Origin of the sequence: Chryseobacterium sp., assembly GCF_008831505.1 — a bacterium.
In the GTDB taxonomy this organism is placed as follows: Bacteria; Bacteroidota; Bacteroidia; order Flavobacteriales; family Weeksellaceae; genus Marnyiella.
In genome coordinates this window covers 1975353-1993193 of record NZ_CP044507.1, presented here as the reverse complement: position 1 = coordinate 1993193, position 17841 = coordinate 1975353, and the positions used below count along the sequence as shown (strand labels likewise).

Sequence of the window (17841 nt, the reverse complement as noted above, 5' to 3'; positions counted from 1 at the left end):
TATGGAAAATCCACTCATCAGCGTCATTGTACCTGTTTATAATGTAGAAAAATACCTTCCTAACTGTATTAACAGTGTACTCAACCAATCGTACAGCAATTGGGAACTAATACTGGTGAACGATGGTTCGCCGGATGCAAGCGCCCAAATCTGTAATGAATTTGCTGCGAAAGATTCCCGCATTCGGATTCTAAATAAGGAAAACGGCGGAGTAGCGTCCGCACGTAATTCCGGTTTTAATTTGAGCAAAGGCATTTTTGTATCCTTTTTGGACGGTGATGACTATTGGCATCACGATTATTTGAAAACGCTGTTGGATTTAGTACAGAAAAACAATGCAGACATTGCTCAATGTGGCCATATACGTGGAGCAGAAGTAAGTTTTCCCAATATCGAGCAAAAGGTGAACGTTCAAATATTCGATAAGCATTCTGTTTTTTTAAAAGGTTTTGCCAAGGTAACTGTATGTGCAAAATTATATCACCGTAAGGTCCTGGAGGGACTTCCTATTCCAGAAGGGAGATATTTTGAGGACGATTTGGCTACGTGGAGGTGGTATTATAAAGCTAATACCATAGCAGTTACTTCTCAAAAATTGTATTATTACTATGCGAATCAACAAAGTACCATGGCGGCCCATTATTCCAGGCCCAATCTGGATTTTCTGGAAGCTTACCGTGAGCGTATCTCATTTTTCCATGATAAAGGGGAGTATGATTTGGAAGCGCAAACGCGCGGACATGTTTGCCGGGCTATGGTAATTGGAAGAGGAAATCCCAGACTTACTACTGAACAGAAAAAGGTTGTAATGGAAACGTTTTCGGAAAACTGGAGAATTGTTAAAAATTCTCCGGTTTTGCCACGCTCACTGAAGTTCATATTTTTCCTCTTTAATCTTTTCCCGTTCATAATCGGTACTTTTGTATACAATATTAATAAAGGATGAGGATACTGATTATTGCGGACGAAGTTTGGAATGATGAGGTGCATGGAAACAATGTACTGAGCAACTGGTTCAGCGGTTTTGATGCAGAGTTTGCGCACATTTACGGCAGTCCGGGAAGTCCCAAAAACAACTCGTGCACCAACTATTTCCAGGTTACTGACATTATGATGGCGAAGTCTATTTTGGGAAAACCTGCTGGGCGAGCATTTAAGATTTCAGTTTCAGATATGCAGCAGGAAAATGGATCCGTGGCGGAGGCCAAGCCTGAGAAATTTTATCAGATAATGAAATCAATGACGGGTGAAGGTCTTCGCACAGTCCGGGAAATGATATGGCAGGCAGGCAAATACGATACAGTAGCACTCAAAAAGTTTGTAACAGATTTTAATCCGGATATTGTATTCTGTCCCCGATTACTAACGCCCAAGGTTCTGCGACTGGAGAAAATAGTTTCAACAATGACTAAGGCTCCATTTGTGGCATTTACTGCAGATGATGAAGCATCGCTCATGCAGGTGAGCTATTCTCCCTTATTTTGGATTAAAAGGCATTTGTTCAGAAAACAGTTTAAAAAACATATCGGATTATATAAACATTATTATACATTTTCTGAAGAGCAGGCAAACGAGTATCACCGGCTGTATAATGTGCCTGCATCTACCCTGTATAAGGGCGGCAATTTTAACACTGAATTTAAACCGAAACAGGTTCATGAACCAATCCGAATGGTTTATGCAGGTCGTTTCTACTGCAGCCGCTGGAAAACGCTTGGGCAGATTTCGAAGGCAATAAAAAATATTAATTCGGCTGGAGTCCGTATTATTATGGATGTTTATACGCCGGACACCGTTACAGATGAACAGAGATCCGCAATTTGTCTGTCAGAAGATGTACAGATAAAGGGCAGGGTAACACCGGCAGAACTCAGGGAAATTTATGCTGTGTCCGATATCGCTCTGCATGTAGAATCATTTGAAAAGAAATACAAATATGCTACACGGGTATCATTTTCAACGAAAATTGTAGACTTAATGGCCTCGTCTTGTGCAATAATGGCGATTTGCTGGCATCAGCACGCCGGTTATCAGTATCTGAAAAAGAATGATGCTGCTTTTTGTATCCCGGCCACGGATGAGATTGAACCGGTGCTACGAAGGATTGCGCATAATCCCGTCGTTATTGAAGAGTATGCGAAAAAAGCGTGGAAGTGCGGCAAAAAGCATCACAGTACAAAGGAAATACAGGCTCAGATTATGGAAAAATTTACTTCAGTGATTGAAGATTCTAAAATTCTAAGTATGAAATCTACCTTATGATACATCATTACGTAAACAATATTTTAATATGGTAAATCCAAAATTTAGTGTAATTGTTCCCTGTTATAATGTTGAGGAATACGTTTTAAAATGTGTAAGGAGTATTGCCGAACAGGACTACGATAACCTGGAAATTATCTGTATAAACGATGGGTCTACAGACAGTACTTTAAGTATACTTAGGCAACTGCAGCAGGAAATAAAAAATGTTAGAGTTATAGATCAGAAAAATGTAGGGCTTTCTGGATCCCGTAACGTGGGTATAAAGGCAGCTACCGGTGAGTATATTATGTTTATAGACAGTGATGACTGGCTGGACGCGGATACTTTTGCAAAAACCTTCGAAACCGGCTTTGACCTAATTATCTTCTCGTATAACCGCATCTTTAAAAATATTATAGAACCGCGTGCTTATAATCTCTCTGGTGTTTATCCTGTGAGTGAAATACAGCGGAGAATGATTGGATTAATTGGCGAAGAACTCAGGGATCCCAGTCAGGCAAATTCTTTGGCTGCTGCCTGGGGGAAAATATACAGAACCGCCATCATTAAGGACAATAATGTAGAATTTGTTGACACCCGAATAATAGGAACAGAAGATGCCCTTTTTAACCTTCAGTATCTTGAATACTGCAAGGGGACCGTAAAAATTATTGACAAGCCTTATTATAATTATATCCGCTTTAATGTAAACTCCCTCACGGCAAAATCTAAGCCGAATTTACAGTCCCAATGGAAAGAACTGCACAAGAGGATGGCAGTAATTTCGGAAGGAAAAGATCTGATATTTCAGCAAGCTTACCACAGTAGAATTGCCTTAAGTTTAATTGGTTTAGGCCTGAATGAAATGGCAAGAAAGGATGGGAATATTAAGATTTATAAAGAAATTTCTAAAATTATCCAGGATCCGGAATTTAAGAAAGCTATTAAAAGTTTGGATTTTCACTATATGCCACCTCATTGGAAAGTGCTTTTTACGTTGGCAAAATATGGAAATGCTGCCGGCGTCTTCGCTATGATGAAATTAATGGATACTATATTGAAACGAAAAAATAATTAAGGCAATAATTGTTCATTTAAGATCGTAACTAAGCCAAATGTGTATAGACTTTTTATGTGTATACAACGCAGTAAATGATAAGTGTGACTTAATACAGCAAAAATTAAACTAAATATTCACAAAGCTTTAATCTATTCGGGAATTTATTTCCATATTCCAACAGATAAATAAATAATGACACAAAAGGACGGTTACCCGGAACAGGGTAAACTCAGAGTATTGGAAATCATCAATCTGTTTTCTTCTGCCAAAATTTTTATTGGCGGGCAGTTCCGCTATTTTAAAGAAAATGGTGTGGATATGCATCTGATCTGCAGTCCGGATCCTGAACTGGATGATTTCGCAAAGGTGCAGCAGATTAAAAGCTATGAGGCAATAGAGCTGAACCGCCAGCTCAGCCCGATGAAAGATCTGGCCGCACTTTACCGGATCTGTAAGTTTATTAAACGTAATAAAGTAAATGTGCTGATCGGACATCAGCCCAAAGGAACACTACTGACCGTTTTGGCTGGCCGCATTATGGGCGTACCAAAAATCATACTCTTCGCTCACGGAACTTTTTATGAAACTGAAACCGGAATAAGGAAGGCAATATTCATAAATCTCGAACGTTTCCTGTCCTTTTTTTCGCACAAAATTGTCTGTGTAAGTCCTTTTGTGATGCAGATTCGTGAGGAACTGAAAATTGACCTGCCCGGTAAACGTGTAATTCTGGGCAGTGGCACCTGTGGAGGGATAGACACCAGGCATAAATATAACCCGGAGTTGATTGATATTGATAAACTGACAGAAATCAGAAAATCCCTGTCCATACAGCCGGAGGAATTTATTATTGGCTTTTCCGGTCGCATGGTACGCGATAAGGGAATTATGGAACTGGTGGATGCCTATCAAATTTTAGTGAAGAAACATCCCCATAAATCTATTAAGCTTCTTCTTGTGGGAGATCTGGAAGATAGGGATTCTGTAGAAGACAGCTATATTGATATTATAAACGACGATCCTAATATTATTAAAACCGGGTTCATAAAAGAAGGTATGGAATATTACTACCCACTGATGTCCGTACTTGTCCTTCCTTCGTACCGTGACGGATTTGGTCTGAGCTTAATTGAGGCATCAGCCATGGAAGTTCCGGTTTTAGCGAGTGACATTACGGGTTGCAGGGATGCCATAAAGGAAAATGTGAGCGGGCATTATATAGTTATTGAACCGGCAGACATTGCGTCAAAGATTGAAATGTATTTTGATCAGGAATTGGCTGCAACTATAGGAAAATCAGGTCGCCAGTGGGTGCAGCAGCATTTTGATCATGAGGTTATCTGGCCCCATATGCTGGAGGTGCTTCAAAGTAAATAACAGATATGAGTATGCTAGAATTTCAGAAGTTTGATTACAAAGTGTCACTGGACCGGCAGCAAAAGCTGTTTGCTGAATGTTTCCCCGAGGTATTTGATGACGCGCACACCAGTATTTCTTATTCTGCAGATAAGTATAAATGGCTTTTCCAGTCCTATCCCGCTGCCACCAAATCTTATGAGTACGGCGCAATGATAAAGGACGACTTGGTAGGCTATTATGCCGCGCTGCCCTTTGTTTATAAAATAGGCGGGCAGACCTACAGGTCAGGGATGGTTTGTGGGGTCATGACTAGCCCAAAGCAGAGAAAAGCAGGTATATTCACCAAACTTGGTAACTTTGCAGCTGAAGAACAAACGAAATCCGGTGTGGATTTCAACCTTACCTTTCCAATCCGGAAAGCGGTGATGCCCGGTTTTATGAGGATGGGTTGGGAAGTGGGTTTTGAAATGCCTCTGTACATCAAGTTCCTGAAACTGAACTCGCTGTTGCAGCGTAAGAAATTAGGGGTGTTGGCTCCCGTTTTTAATATAGGTGCTGCACTGTACAGCACAGCATTCAGGAAAAAAAGCAATGCGGATATTAAAGTTGTTACGTATAAAAAGTTTGAAGAGATCAGTGGGTACGGTGAGTTTATTAAAACTTATGAGCAGATTACACCTAATACACTTAAAAAAGATGCTGCGTTCAGCAAGTGGCGTTATGGTGCGCCGGGCGCCGAATATCTCTTCGTTTGCGCTTACAGAGCGGACCGGCTTATCGGTTTTGTTTCACTGCGGGCTATAGTTCGTGAAGGGGTACCTTCTTATGGAATCGTCGACTTTATGTATACCGAAAATATTTGCCTGTCTAATCTCTACAATGCAATGGAAGCCCGTGCAAAAGCAAATGGAATTGAAGCCATAATGACGATGATGAGTAAATCTTCTGCCGGAAAATACCGTATATTGGCCCACGGATTCATGAAAAGCCCTTTCAAATTCCATTTTATCTTTAAGAATTTGTCAGGAAAAATACCTCAGGAAGAATTATTAAATGAGGAAGCCTGGCACCTGATGTTTATAGATACTGACGATCTTTAATTGAAAAACAGCAAATAATGAATATTCTGTCCTTTGACATTGAAGAGTGGTATGTGGAAAAAGCATATCAGGGTGGCCGTAACGAGAAATATGCGGAGTTTGATCAAATCCTGAACATCATCCTGGACCTGTTGGATGAAGTTAAAACAAAGGCTACGTTCTTCTGTGTAGGGAAAATGGCTGTGGAGTTTCCGCATGTTATCAGAAAGATTGCTGAGAGAGGTCATGAGATTGGCTGTCATTCGGATAAACATCTATGGCTAACAAAATTGACTAGAGAAGAAGCGATAGAGGATACTTACAGTGCCGTAAGTTCTTTAGAAGAATGTATAGGTAAAAAGGTAATCAGTTACAGAGCACCAGCATTCTCAATAGGTGAACATAATAAATGGGCATTCGAAATCCTCTCTCAATGTGGCATAAAGCGGGATGCCTCGGTTTTTCCTGCAGTGCGTGACTTTGGCGGTTTTGCGGCATTTGAGCATAAAATGCCCACTTTAATCACTTATAATGGCTGCGTTTTAAAAGAGTTTCCGGTTTCCACAATTAAACTCCTGGGAGGTGAAGTAGCCTATTCCGGTGGAGGGTATTTCAGGTTTTTTCCTTTATCTTTTATCAGGAAGCAGATGAAAAAACAGTCTTATTCTATGACCTATTTTCACATAGGTGATTTGATTCCTGAGATGAACCGGGTATTGACCAGAGATGAGTATGAGGATTATTTTAAGGAAAGCGGAAACCTCCTCAACCGATATAAGCGGCACATTAAGACTAATTTAGGTAAGAAAGATGCTTTGAATAAACTAATCCAGCTTATAAGGAACGAAGAGTTTATTGATCTTGCAGAAGCAGATGAGCGCACTGATTGGAGCAAAGCTCAGAAAATGATTTTATAGAGACATCGGCCAGTTACAATAGAAAACAGTAAATGGCAATTGCCGTTCATGATAAAAAATAATGTTACAAACACCACGGAAGTGTACAAAAATTACATCAAGCGTCTCATCGACTTCACTGCCGCACTTACAGGGTTAATAATCCTAAGTCCGGTCTTTTTATTGGTCACCATTGCATTAGCCTTGGCGAACAGTGGAAATCCTTTCTTTTTTCAGAGGCGTCCCGGAAAAGGCGAAAAAATATTCAGCATCATCAAATTTAAAACAATGACGGACCAGAAGGATACAGACGGAACGCTGTTGCCGGACATGGACAGGCTTACAAAAACCGGAAGTTTTGTTCGAAAGACCTCACTGGATGAGATTCCCCAGCTACTCAATGTCATGAAAGGTGATATGTCCTTAATCGGGCCGCGCCCGCTGCTGCCGGAATATCTGCCTCTGTATACTGCAAAACACAGGAGAAGACACGAAGTTCGGCCCGGGATTACAGGTCTTGCCCAGGTAAAGGGTAGAAACGTAATGAGGTTCTCAGAAAGATTTGATAATGATGTATATTATGTGGAGAATGTAAGTTTCGCTTTGGACCTGAAGATTCTTCTGATGACGGTTAAATCTGTACTTTTTAAATCTGAAACCATAATTTTAGGCCAGACCGTAGACGATGTAGATGATCTTGGTATTAGCCGTACATTGTCAAGTAACCACTTTAAAAACAAAAAGTCATGAATATTAAAGGTAAAAAAGTAACCCTGCGTGCAATTGAAAAAGCAGACCTCGAACTGCTGCAAATCTGGTCTAATGATCCGGACATAAACTATATGTTAGGCGGATGGCATTTCCCCTCCAGTTCTCAGGACCAGGAGAAATGGTATAACAGTTTGTCTGTGGGAAGTACTAACCAGAGATTTGCAATTGATACAGATGAGCTCGGTTTGATAGGCATGGCAAATTTAGTGGACATTAACTGGAAGGACAAAAATGCATTTCATGGGATGCTTCTCGGTGACAAGGATATGCGCGGGAAAGGTTATGGTGTGGATACCATTATGGCAATTAATAAGTACGCCTTCGAAGAACTCGGACTAAGGCGTTTAAATGGCTCAATGATCTCCTACAACACCGCGTCTATTCATGTTTACACAAAAAAGTGTGGCTGGATAATAGAGGGTACCAAAAAGGATCATTATTTTCGTAAAAATCAATGGTGGGATCAGGTCGTAGTAGGTATTACCCATGAAGATTATATCAGTCATCTGAAGCAAAATGATTATTGGTCGCATGAATAAAGAGTATGGTTCAGACTTTCATCTCCTGACTGATGATACCCTTCGTACGTATGGTTCCGGCAGTACCTTCTGGGATCAGATTACACCTTTTTTTTCAGGTCGATCCGCCTTACGTGCCATACTTCAGTTTGGTATAGAAAAGTTTCAATGGAACCGTCTGTACATCCCAGATTATTATTGTCACGAGGTTTATAACTTTTTAGAAGATTTGCCGGTCCAGTTTATATATTATCAGATTCATCCGCTGGAGGGATCTGTTGCGCTGGACATTGAAGATGTCGCCACTACGGCTGTGCTTAAAGTCAACTATTTTGGGTGGGATTTTGATTTATCTGTACAGACCACAAACTGTTCTGTGATTGAAGATATTACCCATAATTTATCCTTATTACACCGCAATAAGGCAGACTTTGTATTTGGATCGCTGCGTAAGGAACTTCCTTTACCTGTAGGTGGTTTTGTGAAAAGACTGAATATGTCGGATTATAGTGTATCCGCTAAGGCCGAGGATGTTGCATTACGAAAGTTTTGCGGAATGACACTGAAACGTGATTACCTGGAAGGGAAATTTGCAGAGAAGCAGGTTTTCCGTGATCTGTTAACCACGGCTGAAAGCAATTTTGAAGACAGAAGTACGCATGGAAGTATGCCATCATCTGTGGCTAAGTACGCACATACCTTAGACGTAGAAAGTATAAAGCTGAAAAAGAAAAGGAATAGTCAGTTGATAAAATCGCTTCTCAATCCCAGCAGTCATTTCAGACTGATTGTGCATGACAGACACGAAGAGTTTGCCTTAATATTCACTTTTGCCAATAGGAACAATAGAGATTTTTTCAAATCTCACCTGGTTGCGAATACTATTTATCCGATGGTCCTCTGGCCTGGCCAGAAAAGTGATGCTGCAAAATTAGTGGAGGATACAATACTTATGATTCATATTGATTTCAGATACAGCGAAGCAGATATAAGGGTTATTAGTACCATCATCAACAATTTTAATATACATGTTTGAGTTCATAGTAATGGATACAGATTCCCCGGACTGGGATTCTGTAGTCCGGCAAGCTGAGCAGTTTGATTTTCACCACACTTCGTATTTTCATCAGATAGATAATGATTTTCAGTCTAAATTGCTTTATTTTAAACAAGGCGAAAGTTTCATAGCGTTGCCTATTGTTATACGTCCTATTCCTGATACAGATTATTTCGATATAACTTCCGTTTATGGATACGCTGGACCGATATATAAATTTCAAAATGACGGTGCACGTGATTCATTGAAGCGGTTTTTCAGGGAAAAATTTATTGAGTTCTGCCGGGATTTAAATATTGTATCAGTATTCAGCCGTCTGCATCCGCTTATTTCCCAAGCTGATTTGTTAACAGGTTTAGGAAAAGTAATTGATTTAAACAAAACTGTTGCTATAGATTTAACAATCTCACCGGAGGAACAGCGGCGCGCGTATCGCAAATCTCTCAAAAGCGAATTAAATCAGTTACGCCGAAAGTCGTATAGAGTTCAACATACGGAATCGAAGGAAGAGATTGAGCATTTTATTTCGGTTTACTATGAAACGATGGACCGCGTTGAAGCCGGTAGAAACTATTATTTTAATAACGATTATTTCCTGAAGTTTCTTAATAATCCCTCATTTGATGCACGATTATTAGTCGCTTTAGATGGGGAAAAAGTTATTGCCGGTGCAATTTTCACGTTTGCGGGAAAAATAATGCAATACCATTTAGCGGGTACTTCTAATAAATATATTAGTGACACACCGATGAAACTGATTCTGGACGAGGCAAGATTGATAGGAAATGATTCAGCGGCAACCACGATGCACTTAGGTGGAGGTGTTGGCGGTCAGGACGATGACTCTTTGTTTAGGTTTAAATCCGGTTTCTCTAAGAAATTCAAACAGTTTTCTATCTGGAATTATATTGTAAATGAAGAAGTATATCAAAAACTAAGTGCTGGGAAAGAGAGTGCAGACTTCTTCCCCCTTTACCGTCTCTAATTCTTATAACATAAATTTAGCTTTAACGGTTAGAGCGTGCTGCCGGCGTCTATTTCCGGAATTCAAAATTCAAAATTCAAAATCCACAATCCCCAATTTAAATCGGTTCGTCATCATTCAGCCTTTTCAGGAAGTAAGTAGGGGAGATGTGGTAGCGTTCCTGGAAGTTCTTGGAGAAACTCTGGGCTGTACTGTAACCGAGTTTGTTGGCGGTGTCCTGTATACTGAGCTGCCGTGTCCGGGGCTTGGTTTTCCACATCTGTATCACTTCATTCAGACGGAGAGAATTGAGATAGCCATTGAAGCCCAGGCCCATGTTCTGGTTCAGGACCTTGGACAAATATGTGCTGTTGGTGCCGCAGTACGAAGCCAGGGCAGTGAGGGTAAGATTCCTTTTCATATACCCCTTATCGTGCTCGAACTGCCGGAGTCGGTCCATAATCTGATCTACAAGCAGCGGATTAAGGCCACCGCCGTTGCGCATGCCCTGCTGCACGGATTCGGAATTCACCGCCTCCGCTTCGTTTTCCGGCAGAATTTCTTCAGTTGACGCCGGAGATACAAAAATTTCATTTTCCGACAGTAGTTCCTGATTTGCGTGTAACTTTTCTTCCTGAAAACACTCTCTTTCGCTGTCTGTATCCCCATCGGCCTCCGGCCCGGATTGCGGTATGGCTGAAAACGCTTCGTAGAGTTTCTTATAATAGTTTCGGCGGCGGTAGTAGCGCAGGGCAATGAACAGGGAGACGAAGGCAATTAAAAGGGAAGCCCCACTTATAATCCCCGACTGTATGCGGTCTGTGACCAGCCGGTTCTGCAGCTGTTCCTTTTCCTCCTGCAGGACCTTATTGTCGTAGCGGCTGCTGAGCTGCTGGAACAGTTCCTTATAGTTTTTTTCGTAGAGGGTGTTGATTTGGAGCAGTTTATTTACATATTCCAATTGTTTCTGAACATTCCCGGTGTTCTTGTGATATTCATAGAGGGTCTCGAAGGCGGGCCTAAACTGGGGGTCTATCTTACCGGTTTTCTGGAATTCCTCGTCCAGCATATTTAGGTATTTAAGCGCCTCCGGATGTTTGCCGGCCTTGTAATAGCTCATACCGAGGTAGAATTTCTCGGTAAGGTGCTTCCAGTTGTCATTGTAGAGGCTAAGGGCATGGTTCAGTTTGCTGATGGCCAGGGGGTAATTTTTACGGTAATAAGCATCGATACCTTCTGAGCCCACGAAGTAGGGCCTGAACTGCGGCAGCTTTTCTTTTTCAATAAAGGAGACCCCTTCCGCAACGAGTTTTTCATTATCTGCGAACTCTCCCAGTTTGGACTGGGTATCCAACAGGGCGATAAGAGAGTGCATGTAATAGTTTCTATAATCTGTATCGTCAACCATCTTATAGTTGTTCCGGAAAAATGAGACTGCTTTTAAAAGTTCCTCCTTTGCCTCACTATTCTGACCTAAGTATGTTCTGATACGTGCAATATTGAGATACAGAACATGAGCCATATAGGGGTCCTGGTCAACATCTATAAAGTTCTGGGCCTGAACATAACTCTGTAATGAAACATTATAATCTTCATTTAACTGATGCAGCATGCCATTCATCATATGTGCATCACCCAATATGTCAGGCCGGTTGATTTGGGCAGCTGTATGCAGCATGCTGTCGGCATATGCCGATTTCCGCCGATTTTCAGCATATATAGTCCCTAACGCATATGCCCGATAAAGTTTTTCCTCATTTTTCTCAGACTTTGCTTTTTTAGCGAAAAGGTGGATGAATTTTTGGGTTTTTAAAGGGTCTTTCTGAACTGCTGAAATCTGTTTTTCCAGTTCGGAATATAGCGTCTCATCAGCTAAGGTATTCTGGCCACTTAAATGCACAGAGACAGCCATAATCATACTAATGACTATTTTAATCAGGAATTTACGGTTGTACAGCGATGTTTTCAAGCAGGGGGTGCTTATTACTATCGGTAAATATATAAAAAACTTCGGATTTACAGTACTTTACGGTAAATATTTAAAATTGAGTTTTATTGAAATACCTGCATTTTTTAAGAAAATACCGTTATTTTTTATAATAATACCGCTGAAAAAGGCTAACGGTTTTTAATTAATGGAAATGTGCTATACATTTGACAAAAAATAATTGAAATGAAAAAATTAATTGCAATCTCAGCGTGTGTAAGTCTAATGGTATTATCTTCCTGCCGTAACGATCAGGCCGAAGAAATTTTTGAAGAAACGAACCCTACCGGCAATGTTTTCCTGGATGGTGGTGATTCAGCCGCGTCAACTGCTAAGGATTCAGCTACCACTTCGCAAACTTCATCAATTGACGAAACAGATCCACCAATCCCGCCAAGAAAATAATCCCGGTATGTTTATGTAAGTCCCATCAATCCCCTTGAAAACTGAGCGATGAAATTTAATAACCAAAAACTCCGGAATTATGATCCGGGCGTAGGCGAAGAGTTGCTGGAAGACCGCACGAGACTGTGGATTTCCGTACTTCTTTCGCAGGCCCGGGGCCCGATCCCGCCCAATGACCTTCTGGATATGCTCCCACTGGAGGTGCGTGAGGACAGGGCTTATGCCATGTCGGCCATCCGCCATCTTTACCGCTCACTGGAGACGCTGGAAATAGGACATGATACGCTGAAAGGGTTTCTTCTGAAACTGCATGCCGCTTATATGGAGCAGGGCAACGACCTGCTGCTGCAGTTTTGCCGCCAGTATCCGGACCATCCTTATTCTGTAGCCAATACGCTGTATCACGACGCACAGTCGGCCTATCCGCTGAATGCAGTACTGGACTGCACGCAGGACTGGGCAGACAAAGCCGCGCGGGTACATGTAAAACCGGAATGGGTGATGGAAGATGTGAAGCGTGCTGCAGAACTGGCTGTGGAGATGCAGCTCCCGGCGGAATCACTTAGACTTGCACTACTGCTAAAAAGACTAAATGTACGTTACCGTACCGCGTTTACTGAATTCAGGGAAGAAATTGCAGACAGTTTAATTGCACAGAAGCAATTTGGGGAAGTCCTGCAGTATATCACCCATGATGACGGTTTAAAAATCTGCGCAGACAGGGCATTTGTATACCTGGGACAATTTTATGCGTATGAAGCCTGGGCGGAAGCGGCACAACTCCGTACCTGCATAGACAAACAGTACCGAAGTGAACTCGACGACAGTTTAAGGTCAGCACTGTATTATGCCGCGATGGAAGCCAAAACCCCCTGGTCTGCACCCGTGTTCGCCCCGGACCCGTGTATCTATCCTGATATGGAATGGAGCAAGGAAGATACGGTAAGGCTGATCTGGGACCACTGTGCAGCGTGGAACAACCCTGTTCTGCTTACTTACAATGAACTGTTGAGCACTGGGGAGCAGCTGGAGGACTTGCTTGACTGCGAAGAAGATCCTGACAGGATTGTAGCTTATGCGGAATCCGCGCTGGAATTTCACCGCGTATTCGGTGAGGTACTTAAGCCGCGCCTGCCTGTACGCAGACTACTGCGCAGCATGGCTGCCAATCTGGAGGCGATGCTCGGAATTCACGGGCTTCCTGAAACCGCTACAGAGACTAAAGCCATTATTAAGCTATTTTTGGCCAGCCAACCGGGAGCTGAAGTACTTACGGTACTGATGACCAAGCACCTAGCGGCCGACTCTCCCGTATCTCTCTGGGCCTCCAACCGTGTAGACCCTGATCTTCAAGCCTTTGAACAGATGCGTCTGGCAGCTACCTGCCGTGGGTATCTAAGTAATGAGGACATTCCGGAGATCAGTGCCAAAAAATGGTTTCAGAAAACCTGGGAAACTGACCTTCAGAATTTAATTGAGGAGCTGTATTTCCTCCATGGAATGGTGCTTCGCCATAAAGCATCGGGTACAACAGTACCGGCACGTCTGCAGCACAGGCTGCAGCTCCTGATAAAGTCGATGAAATTCAGTCTGGAGTCCAGGAGTCAGTGGCAAAGAAGCTATCTTTTACCGGAGCAGGTATTCCCGCAACTTTATCAAACACTTGTTGTGCTGACGAGCGACGCTTTACCTCGGGAACTCGAATATCTGCTCAAATCAATGCTTGCAGGCAGCCGCGGGCAACTGGGACTTTACAGTGAAGGATTCAGAAAAGTTATCCGTGTAACTGCTGAAACCCTGGCGGACAGTGAATCCAGCATTAAATATGTGCTGAAACTTGCAGAAACATGGCAGGAACATGTAATTTCCGGGATGATGAACCGTTGGGAGCGCTGTGAAGAGCTGCTGCACCTAGTCGTATGCTTTGGAACTTACAATGAAAAAACTAAAGCTGCCGTTTGCTGGCAGCAAATGCTGGAAAGTTCGATGGGTCCTTTCTGGCGCAACGAATCTCAGTTCTGCCTGATCAATGATGCACTCATTCATTTTGGCAGTGCGCCGGGTCACACACTGCAAAAGTTTGCGTCCCTGCTCGATTATGCTTCCGGTGAAATGTCCTACCCAAATGCTGTGAAAAGCATTAAGGAAGAATTTGCGGGTGTCCTTACGGCAACCGGTCAGGCTGAGAAGGCTCTATCTTACTACCGTTTTGAAGTTCTGCCGGCACCTGAAACAGTACTGATGAATGCTGAGAAGTCCACATTTGATGCTCCCACACGTGGGGCAGGATACCATCTGGGTGCAGCTAACCTGCGTGAAAGCGAGACATTACCGGAAATCCTGATTCATCTGAATTGTGATCCCGTACTGAAACTGGCACTGTGCAGTCTGTTTGCTCCTTCGGATACTTCAGCCAAGTCGGCAAAACAGTACGGTAAAAGGATGGCGCAGATCATGAATGAAGCGGAAGTACGCAGCAAAGTACATGCGGATCTCTTTGCCGCTGACTGGACGCAACTGATCACGCGGCAGTTAAGTTTGAAAACACGACGCCTGATTGCAGGGGTCCTGGCAATGGAACTTACCCCATCCAACTGTATCAGATTTGAACGGTTGCTGAATGAACTTGACCCCGTATGTGCTGAGTCCGTAACGGAAGCCGATTGCGGGAATCTATATGAAATGAACAGGCTTAACGGTTCCGGTAACGGAATTGCTCAGGCAGGCGAAAAGCTAAGCTCCAGCTGGATCAAACATGTACTGCATCCTTCGGAAAATTATGGGTTCAGTACCAAAAAACTTGGTACGGCTCTGGCCCAACTGCTGGATGTTGAGGCCTCCACATTACCAGCCGGTGATTTACTGGATATCATCAGCAGGCATTTCGCCTATCTTGTCTGTCCTGATAAGAGCTCAGTTAATAAATACAAATGGCTGAATGACGCAAATGCCGGTTTCACCGCCAACCAGCTTGCGGTACAACTGCTGATCTGGCACCTGAATCATCCGGACAATTCGGTAAGTATAAGAGCGGAAGAAACTTTAGTGAAGCTGGCACCGCAGGTTCCGGAGGTTGCAAATGAACTGCTGTTGCAGTGTACAGGAGACCAACCGGAGTATGCTTCGGAACTGTGCAGTGCGGTGCTTTACCAGGTATGCAGAAGAAATCCTTCTGCAATTGGAAGCCAACTGCAACCTTCAGCGATTGCTGCGGCAGCGCTGATACAGCACGTAAGCATCCGTAAAAACCTGCTTGATGCGGGGACAGAACTGGAGAAGGCAGGCTATCCTGAACTGTATGCCGCTGTATCCCAGAGTCTGCGTGATGATGTGGCTGCCAACAGCCTGCCGTATGTACCCCATCTGGCGCTGGCATCGCTTCAGGATGTCCTGGACGACCTGCAGTCCGGACAGTTTCTGGATCAGGAGTTTTCTGATAAAATCCGCAGTCTGATGGCAGAGTACTGTTTTCCGCTTACCCAAAATATGGTGAAAATGTCGGACTGGTATGTACGCAGAAGTTTTAACAGGGAACAGTGGATGACGGGGAATTATGAGCATTTTGTAAAACATGCGCTTAACAACGCAGTTGCCCACAGGATAACAAAGAAGAATATTGAATCAGTTTACGAAATAATTAATGATTAAGTTATGATGAATAATAAAGACAGAAGACGTGATACTAGAGCCGGGCTGGAAAGAGAACTGAACATCCTCTTTGAAAATACAGGAAAAGCCGGTAGCGGCAGACAATATCTTGAAAGCAGAGGTGTAAAGGAGGGGCCTAACGGCCGACTGGACCTGAACGGCTTTATGAGTGCCGGTACCAATGTGGAAACCCACAGAACCGCAAAACTAAGAATAACTGCCTAAGAGGCACAGGGAACCTTAATTTGCTGTCCTACCCGCAACCCCCTTTTGTTGGTAGGTAAGGAAATTACTGTATTATAATTGTTTCTCAGGGCATTTTTCGGAATGCCCTTTTTTTTGACGCTTGGTGCCAGGTCCATGGTGTGGGTCCGATTTATTAAGGCAGGTGCTGAGGCAGGTGAGATTTATCTCAGCACATTTTATTATTAATTAGCCTAAAAGATGTATTTTTGTGCTCTTACAGTCATCTTAGATAGTCAGTATGGTGAAATCCGTCGGGAAATATGAATTTGTTAATGAATCCGCAATCAATCGGGTGGTGTTTTGCAAATCTTACCCTTATACTGTAAAACCTATTCTTAATCCGGTACTTTTTGCTGAACCGGTGACCCTTAAAAAACACACTTGATGAATCCAAAAATTTTACTTTCCACACCGCATATGGGCGGGAATGAGCTGAAATTTATACAGAAAGCCTTTACGGACAACTGGGTGGCGCCACTTGGAGCCAATGTAAACGGTTTTGAGTCGGATCTTGAAGAATACCTCGGTAACGGCTCCCATGTAGCAGTGATGAGTGCAGGTACGGCAGCTCTTCATCTGGCGCTGGTTATGCTGAATATTGGCGCAGGTGACGAAGTATTCTGCCAGTCTATGACATTTGCCGCTTCAGCAAATCCTATTGCTTATGTAGGGGCCAGGCCAGTTTTCATCGACAGCGAAAAGGAAACCTGGAATATGTGCCCTGAAGCACTGCGGGAAGCGCTGGAAAGCCGGGCCAAATCGGGCAGGCTGCCAAAAGCTGTAATTGTTGTACATCTGTACGGTATGCCCGCAAAGATGGATGAGCTCACTGCGCTTTGTGAGGAATATAACGTTCCCCTGTTGGAAGATGCTGCGGAGGCCCTGGGCAGTACTTACAAAGGTGTGAAATGCGGAACTTTCGGAAAGATGGCGATCTTAAGCTTTAACGGAAATAAAATTATTACCACCTCCGGCGGCGGCGCCCTGGTAACCAAAGATCAGGCACTTAAAAAGAAATGTATTTTCCTGAGCACGCAGGCCCGGGATGCGGCGGCTCACTACGAACATTCACAAATCGGTTATAATTACCGCCTCAGTAATATTTCGGCCGGTATAGGCAGGGGACAGATGGAAGTACTGGATGAGCGTGTAGCGGCACGAAGAAGGAATCAGGCCTTTTATTCAGAACTTTTTAAGGATGTAGATGGTATTGAAGTGTTTACGGAACCAAACGACGATTTCTTCTCCAATCACTGGCTTACCTCTATCCTGGTGGACCCTGCAAAAGCTGGTTTTACACGCGAAGATATGAGGCTGAAGCTGCTGAACCGCGGAATTGAATCGCGGCCCCTGTGGAAGCCTATGCATATGCAACCTGTATTTCAGGGTAGCGATTTCTTCGGTAGCGGAGTCTCGGAGGAATTGTTTCGCGACGGTCTCTGTATGCCGTCGGGCTCCAATCTGGGACCTGAAGAGCACGAGCGTATCGCTGAGGGCGTACAGTGCTTAGTTCCCAATGCAGCCTGGTCTCCAACCGCGTAAATCCACAAAAAAAACACCGAATTATTGATGAAAAACTACTCTCTAACCCTCACGCAAATGCACGT

15 protein-coding genes are annotated in these 17841 nt (G+C 43.2%); 14 read left to right on the top strand and 1 reads right to left on the bottom strand.

The window, feature by feature from the left end:
• Nucleotide 1 precedes the first annotated feature (1 nt).
• From F7R58_RS09295 to F7R58_RS09250, 10 genes are all read left to right on the top strand, one after another.
• On the top strand, nucleotides 2–946 hold the full coding sequence (locus F7R58_RS09295) for a glycosyltransferase family 2 protein (protein ID WP_158064654.1): 945 nt from the start codon (nucleotides 2–4) through the stop codon (nucleotides 944–946).
• Nucleotides 943–2262 (top strand): glycosyltransferase, encoded by a 1320-nt coding sequence (locus F7R58_RS09290; RefSeq protein WP_158064653.1) that lies wholly within the window; start codon nucleotides 943–945, stop codon nucleotides 2260–2262. The genes F7R58_RS09295 and F7R58_RS09290 overlap by 4 nt, the downstream gene beginning before the upstream one ends.
• A 28-nt stretch (nucleotides 2263–2290) precedes the next feature.
• On the top strand, nucleotides 2291–3322 hold the full coding sequence (locus tag F7R58_RS09285; RefSeq protein WP_158064652.1) for a glycosyltransferase family 2 protein: 1032 nt from the start codon (nucleotides 2291–2293) through the stop codon (nucleotides 3320–3322).
• A gap of 174 nt (nucleotides 3323–3496) precedes the next feature.
• On the top strand, nucleotides 3497–4681 hold the full coding sequence (locus F7R58_RS09280) for a glycosyltransferase family 4 protein (RefSeq protein WP_158064651.1): 1185 nt from the start codon (nucleotides 3497–3499) through the stop codon (nucleotides 4679–4681).
• A 5-nt stretch (nucleotides 4682–4686) separates the two neighbouring features.
• The gene (locus tag F7R58_RS09275) at nucleotides 4687–5763 is read left to right on the top strand and encodes a GNAT family N-acetyltransferase (RefSeq protein ID WP_158064650.1); all 1077 of its coding nucleotides are present in this window, start codon (nucleotides 4687–4689) and stop codon (nucleotides 5761–5763) included.
• Nucleotides 5764–5780: 17 nt separating this feature from the next.
• On the top strand, nucleotides 5781–6659 hold the full coding sequence (locus F7R58_RS09270) for a polysaccharide deacetylase family protein (protein WP_158064649.1): 879 nt from the start codon (nucleotides 5781–5783) through the stop codon (nucleotides 6657–6659).
• 81 nt (nucleotides 6660–6740) lie between these two features.
• Nucleotides 6741–7388, top strand: coding sequence for a sugar transferase (locus tag F7R58_RS09265; protein ID WP_158065443.1), 648 nt, complete (start codon nucleotides 6741–6743; stop codon nucleotides 7386–7388).
• The gene (locus F7R58_RS09260; RefSeq protein ID WP_158064648.1) at nucleotides 7385–7948 is read left to right on the top strand and encodes a GNAT family N-acetyltransferase; all 564 of its coding nucleotides are present in this window, start codon (nucleotides 7385–7387) and stop codon (nucleotides 7946–7948) included. The genes F7R58_RS09265 and F7R58_RS09260 overlap by 4 nt, the downstream gene beginning before the upstream one ends.
• On the top strand, nucleotides 7941–8963 hold the full coding sequence (locus F7R58_RS09255) for a hypothetical protein (protein WP_158064647.1): 1023 nt from the start codon (nucleotides 7941–7943) through the stop codon (nucleotides 8961–8963). The genes F7R58_RS09260 and F7R58_RS09255 overlap by 8 nt, the downstream gene beginning before the upstream one ends.
• Nucleotides 8956–9969 (top strand): GNAT family N-acetyltransferase, encoded by a 1014-nt coding sequence (locus F7R58_RS09250; RefSeq protein ID WP_158064646.1) that lies wholly within the window; start codon nucleotides 8956–8958, stop codon nucleotides 9967–9969. Before F7R58_RS09255 ends, F7R58_RS09250 begins: the two co-directional genes overlap by 8 nt.
• Before the next feature lie 97 nt (nucleotides 9970–10066).
• Here F7R58_RS09250 and F7R58_RS09245 read toward each other — a convergent pair whose 3' ends face one another.
• Nucleotides 10067–11866 (bottom strand): helix-turn-helix transcriptional regulator, encoded by a 1800-nt coding sequence (locus F7R58_RS09245; RefSeq protein ID WP_158064645.1) that lies wholly within the window; start codon nucleotides 11864–11866, stop codon nucleotides 10067–10069.
• Nucleotides 11867–12121: 255 nt separating this feature from the next.
• Here F7R58_RS09245 and F7R58_RS09240 point away from each other — a divergent pair, with 255 nt between their 5' ends.
• The 4 genes from F7R58_RS09240 (at nucleotide 12122) to F7R58_RS09225 (ending at nucleotide 17776) form a co-directional block, all read left to right on the top strand.
• Entirely contained in the window at nucleotides 12122–12340 is a 219-nt protein-coding gene (locus F7R58_RS09240) for a hypothetical protein (protein ID WP_158064644.1), read from the top strand.
• Between the two features lie 48 nt (nucleotides 12341–12388).
• Nucleotides 12389–15988, top strand: a complete 3600-nt coding sequence (locus F7R58_RS09235; RefSeq protein ID WP_158064643.1) for a hypothetical protein — start codon at nucleotides 12389–12391, stop codon at nucleotides 15986–15988.
• A 3-nt stretch (nucleotides 15989–15991) separates the two neighbouring features.
• Nucleotides 15992–16213 carry a hypothetical protein gene (locus tag F7R58_RS09230; protein ID WP_158064642.1) on the top strand — a complete coding sequence of 74 codons (222 nt, stop codon included), beginning with the start codon at nucleotides 15992–15994 and terminating at the stop codon, nucleotides 16211–16213.
• 405 nt (nucleotides 16214–16618) lie between these two features.
• Nucleotides 16619–17776: an aminotransferase class I/II-fold pyridoxal phosphate-dependent enzyme gene (locus F7R58_RS09225; RefSeq protein WP_158064641.1), complete on the top strand. Its 1158-nt coding sequence runs from the start codon at nucleotides 16619–16621 to the stop codon at nucleotides 17774–17776.
• The last annotated feature ends 65 nt before the right edge of the window (nucleotides 17777–17841 follow it).

Bases quoted from the DNA above. Each gene is read 5' to 3' on its own strand.
- F7R58_RS09295 (WP_158064654.1), top strand. From the start codon at position 2: ATGGAAAATCCACTCATCAGCGTCATTGTACCTGTTTATAATGTAGAA.
- F7R58_RS09290 (WP_158064653.1), top strand. From the start codon at position 943: ATGAGGATACTGATTATTGCGGACGAAGTTTGGAATGATGAGGTGCAT.
- F7R58_RS09285 (WP_158064652.1), top strand. From the start codon at position 2,291: ATGGTAAATCCAAAATTTAGTGTAATTGTTCCCTGTTATAATGTTGAG.
- F7R58_RS09280 (WP_158064651.1), top strand. From the start codon at position 3,497: ATGACACAAAAGGACGGTTACCCGGAACAGGGTAAACTCAGAGTATTG.
- F7R58_RS09275 (WP_158064650.1), top strand. From the start codon at position 4,687: ATGAGTATGCTAGAATTTCAGAAGTTTGATTACAAAGTGTCACTGGAC.
- F7R58_RS09270 (WP_158064649.1), top strand. From the start codon at position 5,781: ATGAATATTCTGTCCTTTGACATTGAAGAGTGGTATGTGGAAAAAGCA.
- F7R58_RS09260 (WP_158064648.1), top strand. From the start codon at position 7,385: ATGAATATTAAAGGTAAAAAAGTAACCCTGCGTGCAATTGAAAAAGCA.
- F7R58_RS09255 (WP_158064647.1), top strand. From the start codon at position 7,941: ATGAATAAAGAGTATGGTTCAGACTTTCATCTCCTGACTGATGATACC.
- F7R58_RS09250 (WP_158064646.1), top strand. From the start codon at position 8,956: ATGTTTGAGTTCATAGTAATGGATACAGATTCCCCGGACTGGGATTCT.
- F7R58_RS09245 (WP_158064645.1), bottom strand. From the start codon at position 11,866: ATGATTATGGCTGTCTCTGTGCATTTAAGTGGCCAGAATACCTTAGCT.
- F7R58_RS09240 (WP_158064644.1), top strand. From the start codon at position 12,122: ATGAAAAAATTAATTGCAATCTCAGCGTGTGTAAGTCTAATGGTATTA.
- F7R58_RS09235 (WP_158064643.1), top strand. From the start codon at position 12,389: ATGAAATTTAATAACCAAAAACTCCGGAATTATGATCCGGGCGTAGGC.
- F7R58_RS09230 (WP_158064642.1), top strand. From the start codon at position 15,992: ATGATGAATAATAAAGACAGAAGACGTGATACTAGAGCCGGGCTGGAA.
- F7R58_RS09225 (WP_158064641.1), top strand. From the start codon at position 16,619: ATGAATCCAAAAATTTTACTTTCCACACCGCATATGGGCGGGAATGAG.